Below are 6608 nucleotides of genomic sequence, written 5' to 3' on the forward strand. Positions count from 1 at the left end.
AGGTAATCAAATCCTCCATCAAGTAGGCGATACTCAAATTGTTACTAAGGGAGATTGTGTTATCATTAAAGCAGGTGGAGTTGAAGTAACTATAGACTCTAAAGGACTTGTGGTTAGAGGTGGAGAGCTTAGGGCAGAGTAATGGAAGCACTTAATCAAAAAAATAGTTTAAATATTAGGCTTTTAAGTTCTAATAATATTCTTCTGCATAATCAAGAATTTAAGCTTTATGAAATAGCACAGGGCAATAAAAAGACTATTTTTACAACCAATAGAATGAGGGAAGCTCATTTAAATGCTAGTGAAATTTTTAGTAAAGAAGCACAAAGCTTTGAATTAATTTTAAATCAATCTAGTGTTTATAAAAACAAACCCATCTATAATCATAGATTTTTATTAAGAAGTTATGAGTATGGGCATTGGTGTGAAATAAAATTTGAAAGAAAGGCAGATAAAGGCCCTATAAACTCTATTAGGCTAAAATCCAAAGAATTTACCTTAGAAAATAATGAAAAAATAGCGCGTAATTTCTATACTTTTGGTGATATAGTAGAATTTGAAGCTATTTATGAGGATACAAAAATCAAAGAAGAGCAAATTAAATGGGGTTATGTTTTTATTCAGGATAAAAACACCTTAGATAAGTTAAACAAAAACCAATTAACTAATGACAAAAAGGAAAGTTCTTTATTTGATGAAGAAATTTTAAAAGATTGTTTTTATATTGAAAAAGAAGAAGATAAAGCCCTATTATCTTCTTCTATCATTCATAGACATTTAGACAACAAAGCTTATTGTGGAAAATCTCTTAGTTTGCAACTACCAAACCCTAAAGACACACAAGAGCAAAAAGCACTATTAGTCTTTGCTTATAAAGAAATACCCAATTATAATGCCTCTTATCTTATAAGAATAAATGATTATCCACAAATTACCATTGATTGCACTCTAGCAGAAACTCATAGAGCTATAAAAGACTTACAAAAACCATCAGATATTATCGATAATAGTTTATATTTTCAAAGGTTTGATATAAAAAATGATGTGTTTTTACCGCATTTAGGCTTAAGTAAATTTGATGCATTTCCATTGCAAAACTCCATACAACATGAAAAAGAAGTTTTAGATAAATTCCACTCTAACCCAAAATACAAGCAGAATTTTGCTCTATACTCTATTGCAGGGACTTTTAATATCTTATATATACCAAGCCTTATACAAATCACTAGAGTTACAAGATTCTATAATTACCATTCTTTATATGCTGCGTGCAAAAAGGTGCGTGCTTTTATCATTAATACTGTGAATTTTAATAATAATGGTAGCGATCAGCTTATTGGGGCATGGGATTATGAGAAGGTAGGATTTGATTTATATAATTCGATAATGCAATACCGAAATACAAAATTTCATTTTAAATATACCTCACCAAAATCATTCTTATTTCCCTTATATAATTCAGACTTTCTAAAAACAAAGCAGTATTTTAATCTAGGCTTAGATTTCTTTTTATATAGCTCTACATTTTTGGATATGGATTTTAGTCATACGCAAATGCAAGATACTGCTTTTATAGTGAGGAAGTAAGATGTTTTTTGCTGGTGGTGATTATGAGCCTTTTATATATGGGCTTAGTCTTATTGCATACTATTTTCTACCCCTTTATTGTCTGACGCTTTTATTGTATAAATATAAGCCTCAATATGTGAATCTTACTCTGCATATTGGAGCTTCAGCGTTGTTATACTTAGCTATGTGGGTAATATTTGTCGATACAACTATTATCAGCCTTTTTGAAATTTTTCAAATGTTTTTAATCCCCATTATCTTGCAAATTATACATCTTACCTTTATACTCTATGCTATTATCTATACTTATTTTGATATGCAAAAGATTTCATTTACAAAAAGACTAGGCAGATATATCGTTTCATTTTTTATTGGGATTGGACTACTTATCCTTTCTTTTGTAATGATGTATGCTATTGGATATTATATCAGCTCATGGTGTGATAGATATTATCTTAAAATCGATGAGAGAAATGAGGCGATTCGCACTATAACTTTTTATGTTCTTGTTGTGGTTTTTCCCAGTATAATTGCACTACTCCTTAGCTATATCCTCTATAAAAATCATAAGTCATTTTTTACTAAGATTCTATATAGAATCTTATCTATGATAGGCAAGGACAAACCATAATACAAAAACTTATATATCAAAACCACGACTACCAACAAACACAGAAACATTTCAATCTTGGTTGTGATTTTATAATTACAAGCCCAATATTTAAAAATATTAAGATTCCAAATAATTTGGATACAAAGAATCTATTGAGGATTATAGTAAAAAGTGAGGCGAGATAATGACTGATGGATTTGGGTTTTTAGCATATGTCTTTACATTGCCTGTATTGATTCTTGGTGGTATATTTTGTGTATGTATAGTATTTTTGATAAGATTTCAAAGCTTTTGTGGGTTTGTATGTTCAAAAAGTTTTTGGATTGCTTGGCTTTTTTCATATTATTTATTATTTTTGATTATCTGCATTACTTGTGAATGGGAGTTATTAACAATGTATATCTGTGGTATTTCTTTACCTTTGGTATATTTTTAAGAAAATTTTTTATGCAATCACATTTAACTAGCTCCAAACGAATTTTCATTGAGGAGTAGTTATTATGTTTGAAACGACAAAAAATACAGAGTAAATTAAAAGGAGTTCTTATGCAAAAGTTTTTAATAGTTTTAGGATTGTGTTTAATGTTAGCCATTAGTGCTAATGCTCAATCTCCAAAAGAAGCCAAACCTAGCTTTGATTGTGCTAAAGCTAGCACAGAAGTTGAAAAGATAATATGCAATGATGAAGATGGGGAGTTACAGAATTTAGATCGCTATATGGGTGAAGTCTATACACAATTAAGAAAAGAATTAAAGATTTCTAATTTTGCTGATAAGGAGCAAAGGCTAAAAGATCTTTTAGATTCACAAAGAGCATTTATTAAAAATTTAAATAAAGTTGATTTTATAAAAGATGCTTATGAAGAGCGCATTACACAATTACTTAAACTTCTAGGAGAAGTGCTAGATTCTAACAATAAAGAATTATGTGAATATGCAAGAAGATATGAGAGTGATGACAGTAAATGGCAAGAAGTTCCTCCATCTGTCAATCCTCCCTTTAGTATAGGTTATTGTGCTTTTGGAGCAAATAATCAATATGGCATTTTTTATCATTATTGCACAGAAAAAAGAGAGATTATAAAAAAAGAAATGGCAAAAGCTATCAAAGAAAAAAGTCTTTTTATCAGTCCTCCTAGAGTCTATAAAAGAAAAATTGATATTAATAATGATGGGGTGTTAGATAATGTAATTCTTTCACGAGGGGAATATTTTAGTGCACTTGCAATATATAAAAATGGTAAGCTAGATGCAAAAGCAAGTGGTAAAATCTATGGAGATGATCTGCATTTTCATGGAGAAAAAACTAGTTATCAAACTGTAATGGTTAATGAAGTGCCTAGCATAGCATTTGATACATATGCCCTGCCAAGCAATAAAATTTCAGGAATACCAGAACAAGCAGAATTTAACTCTGAAATTCCTATACTAAGCTATTTAACTTATGGAGTTATGGAATTTCAAGGAAAAAATTATATTACTCTATGGAACAGGAGATTTCTTAATGATGAGAATTCTACCTATCCAAAAACACGCATTTATCTTTTAGAAGGTAATAAAAGAGAGTTAAAATGCACTTATTAAAAAGGAATAATTGATGTTTGAAACGACAAAAAATCTTGAATATAAAAAAGAAGCATTAAAAATTATATTGGCTAGCGAAGGTTTTAAGAAGCTCCCATATAACGATAGAGCAAAAAATGACAATAGTGGATATTTAACTATAGGCTATGGTATTAATTTACAAATAAGAAATTGGTTGATTGCTACATTAAATGAATTAGGATTATTTGGGAGTGTAAAAGATTTAAAGTCTGAAAAAGATATAGAGGCTTTAGATAATAAAGATAATAAAGCTATGATTGATGAATTTTACAATATTACAAAACAAGTTGTAACGGATACAACCATAAACAATGTGAGAATACAACTTAATAATTTATTAAAGAAATATAATGGCGCTAGTAGTGCTAGTTTTGAAATCACAAAAGAGCAAGGATTAAATATTAAAGAAATAGTTTCTGAAACTATCTTTAATGGCGTTTCTGCAGTTAACGATAAAACTTTAAAAATGGATGAAGAAACTAATGAATATGCAGGAATTTTATCTTATGCTTTTAATGTTGGAGATGATTCTAGGAAATATTTCTTTGATATATGCAACAAAGATAAAGATAATCGTTTCTTAGCATTCTTTACTTTACGATATGGGGTTAATTTTAGTTTAAATTATAAACATAACAATAAAGATAAAGATAAAAGCTCATATCAGAAGATTTTTGAAAATAGTAATGTCTATGGTATAGCCAAAAGGAGATTTTGGGAATCTTTATTTTTTGGATTTGAATACAAAGAAAACAGAGCTTTTAAGATGGCAATAGGTATATTTAAAATATTGAATTTTAAATATACTCATAGAAAAGTTAAAGATAAACATACAAGCAAAATTAAAGAAATTAGCGAATATTATGTCATAGATTTTCAAAAAGAAAAACCCAATCAAACATATTTAGATTGGATTATAAAATATGAAGATGAATTGCTCTATGCTAAAAAAAATCAAAACCAAACTTATCAAGAATTTTATAATGCTGATGCAAGAGCAAATAATCTTCCTGAAAAGTTTAGAAATATACAGGGAATCACTCCAAATAAAGATAACTTTCTCTCCCCCTATCTATCCTACCTAAACACCCTCACTCAAAAAAAATTTTAGCTTAGATAATATTTATTGTATTGCTAATTATTGTGAGAATTTAGGTGCTAATAAATTGGATAATGTTACCTTGCTTAATAAAACTTTAAGACAAAAGTTTGAAAAACTAGAAGCAAATACACCCCATAATATTCTTATACTCTATCCAAATCCCACTCCATCTATTATACAAATAAAACAACCTAAAAATACTTTTATTACTTTACTTATAGGAGCAAAAGCAAAAATAGATTGTTCTAAATTGATAGAAGATCAATGTGAGCTAATGTATTTAAAATATGATCCAACACAAGAAGAACAACAAGCAATTAATCCACAAGCTTTTTCTTGTAGCACCCAAGAAGAACTTATTTTAAAAAAAGAAGATGAAATATACTTTAAAGCAGTAAAAAACAATATATCATATTTTATTAATAAAAACGATGGAATTTTAAAAGTTGCTCTTGCTGGTAATGAAGAAAATGCTATAGAATTATACAGTTTTGCTAAAGAAAATCAATTTAAAATTTTACAAGATAAAGCTTCAAAGATGCTAAAAATCTATTTAAAACTAGAAAGGTATAGTAGCGAAGAGATTTTATCACATAGAGGGGGAAATTTTGAATTAACACTTAATAATCTTAAGATTTTAGATAAAAATGGAAATAATCATGAAACCATCACTAAAGTATTTCTTCATAATTGTGAGAACAGAAGGATTTATGAAAGTTTAAAGTTAGAGTATCAAGAAGGCATTTATAAGAGCAGTTTCAAGATTGATTTAATTTTAGATGAAAACTCTTCTTTTTTTAAAAGGGCTACAAAATGTATTATAGCTACAAAAACCTTAGAAGGCTTTAGCACAAGTCAAATACATAAAATTGGAAATGTGGCAATAGTCTCTTTAAGTTCTGCAGATAAGAAAGGTGGAAGCTATACTTTTACAAATAAAGTAAGTATGCAAGATTTTGGAGAAAATCTTTATTTAGATACTGAGGCAAATGGGTATGAAAAACAAATAAAAAATTCAAGAAAGAATTTATATATCACAAGTTTGCAAGCTTATAAAGAAAAAGAACAGCAAAATACTACTGATAAAATCCCTTACAATGAAACTATTTTTGTTAGAGCTTACTTAAATAATGAGGAGAAATTTTTCTTCGATGAGACAATTAAATGGGCATATTGTATAAAAAAAGAAGAGGAATTAGAATGCAATCAATCTAAAATTAAGATTTTAGAAAATCTTCAAGGAAATGATATAGCCTTTAATACTTCTATGCTTTCACAAGATGATAGGAATATACTTTATAATATGAATGAAAAATATCAATTAATTTTATTTGCCTATTTTAACACACCTGCTTTTAAAACAACACAAGGAATAACGCATTTAGTGTTAAAATGACTAAAGATTTAAACTATACAAAACAAAGCCATTGAACTTACCCTCTCAAATATAAAAGATAAAGAACAAATTTATTTAAAAGCCCAAAAGGATTATGATGAATTAGTCCAGCATAATTTCACTCAAAGAATTTTAAATGATAAAGATTCTATAGTGGATGGAATTTATAATGAAAGGATTAAAAAGATTCATACTCAAACCATAGACTTAGCTAAAAATGTCAATGTAGGAGGAGAATACTTAACTAATGTAGGCTTATCTAAAGATACCATAGTAGGATTAAGCAATACCTTAAATGTAGGAGTAGATAATAAAGTAAGAGT

At 28.1% G+C, this 6608-nt stretch carries 6 protein-coding genes; all 6 read left to right on the top strand.

Going from position 1 to position 6608, the window contains the following annotated elements:
• The first annotated feature begins 141 nt into the window (after nt 1-141).
• On the top strand, nt 142-1587 hold the full coding sequence (locus AJ888_RS07575; RefSeq protein WP_002861574.1) for a hypothetical protein: 1446 nt from the start codon (nt 142-144) through the stop codon (nt 1585-1587).
• 1 nt (nt 1588) lies between these two features.
• Nucleotides 1589-2200 (top strand): hypothetical protein, encoded by a 612-nt coding sequence (locus AJ888_RS07580; protein ID WP_002861575.1) that lies wholly within the window; start codon nt 1589-1591, stop codon nt 2198-2200.
• Nucleotides 2201-2728: 528 nt separating this feature from the next.
• A complete protein-coding gene (locus AJ888_RS07585; protein ID WP_070296227.1) occupies nt 2729-3766 on the top strand; it encodes a lysozyme inhibitor LprI family protein in 1038 nt (345 codons plus the stop codon).
• Nucleotides 3767-3779: 13 nt separating this feature from the next.
• Nucleotides 3780-4898, top strand: a complete 1119-nt coding sequence (locus AJ888_RS09530; RefSeq protein ID WP_250643779.1) for a hypothetical protein — start codon at nt 3780-3782, stop codon at nt 4896-4898.
• Nucleotides 4899-4953: 55 nt separating this feature from the next.
• Entirely contained in the window at nt 4954-6285 is a 1332-nt protein-coding gene (locus tag AJ888_RS09535) for a hypothetical protein (protein WP_186820460.1), read from the top strand.
• A gap of 30 nt (nt 6286-6315) precedes the next feature.
• On the top strand, nt 6316-6608 hold a 293-nt coding region (locus AJ888_RS09665), incomplete at its 3' end, for a bacteriophage T4 gp5 trimerisation domain-containing protein (RefSeq protein WP_410002364.1).

It is taken from the genome of Campylobacter sp. BCW_6467, assembly GCF_001762855.1.
GTDB lineage: Bacteria > Campylobacterota > Campylobacteria > Campylobacterales > Campylobacteraceae > Campylobacter_D > Campylobacter_D jejuni.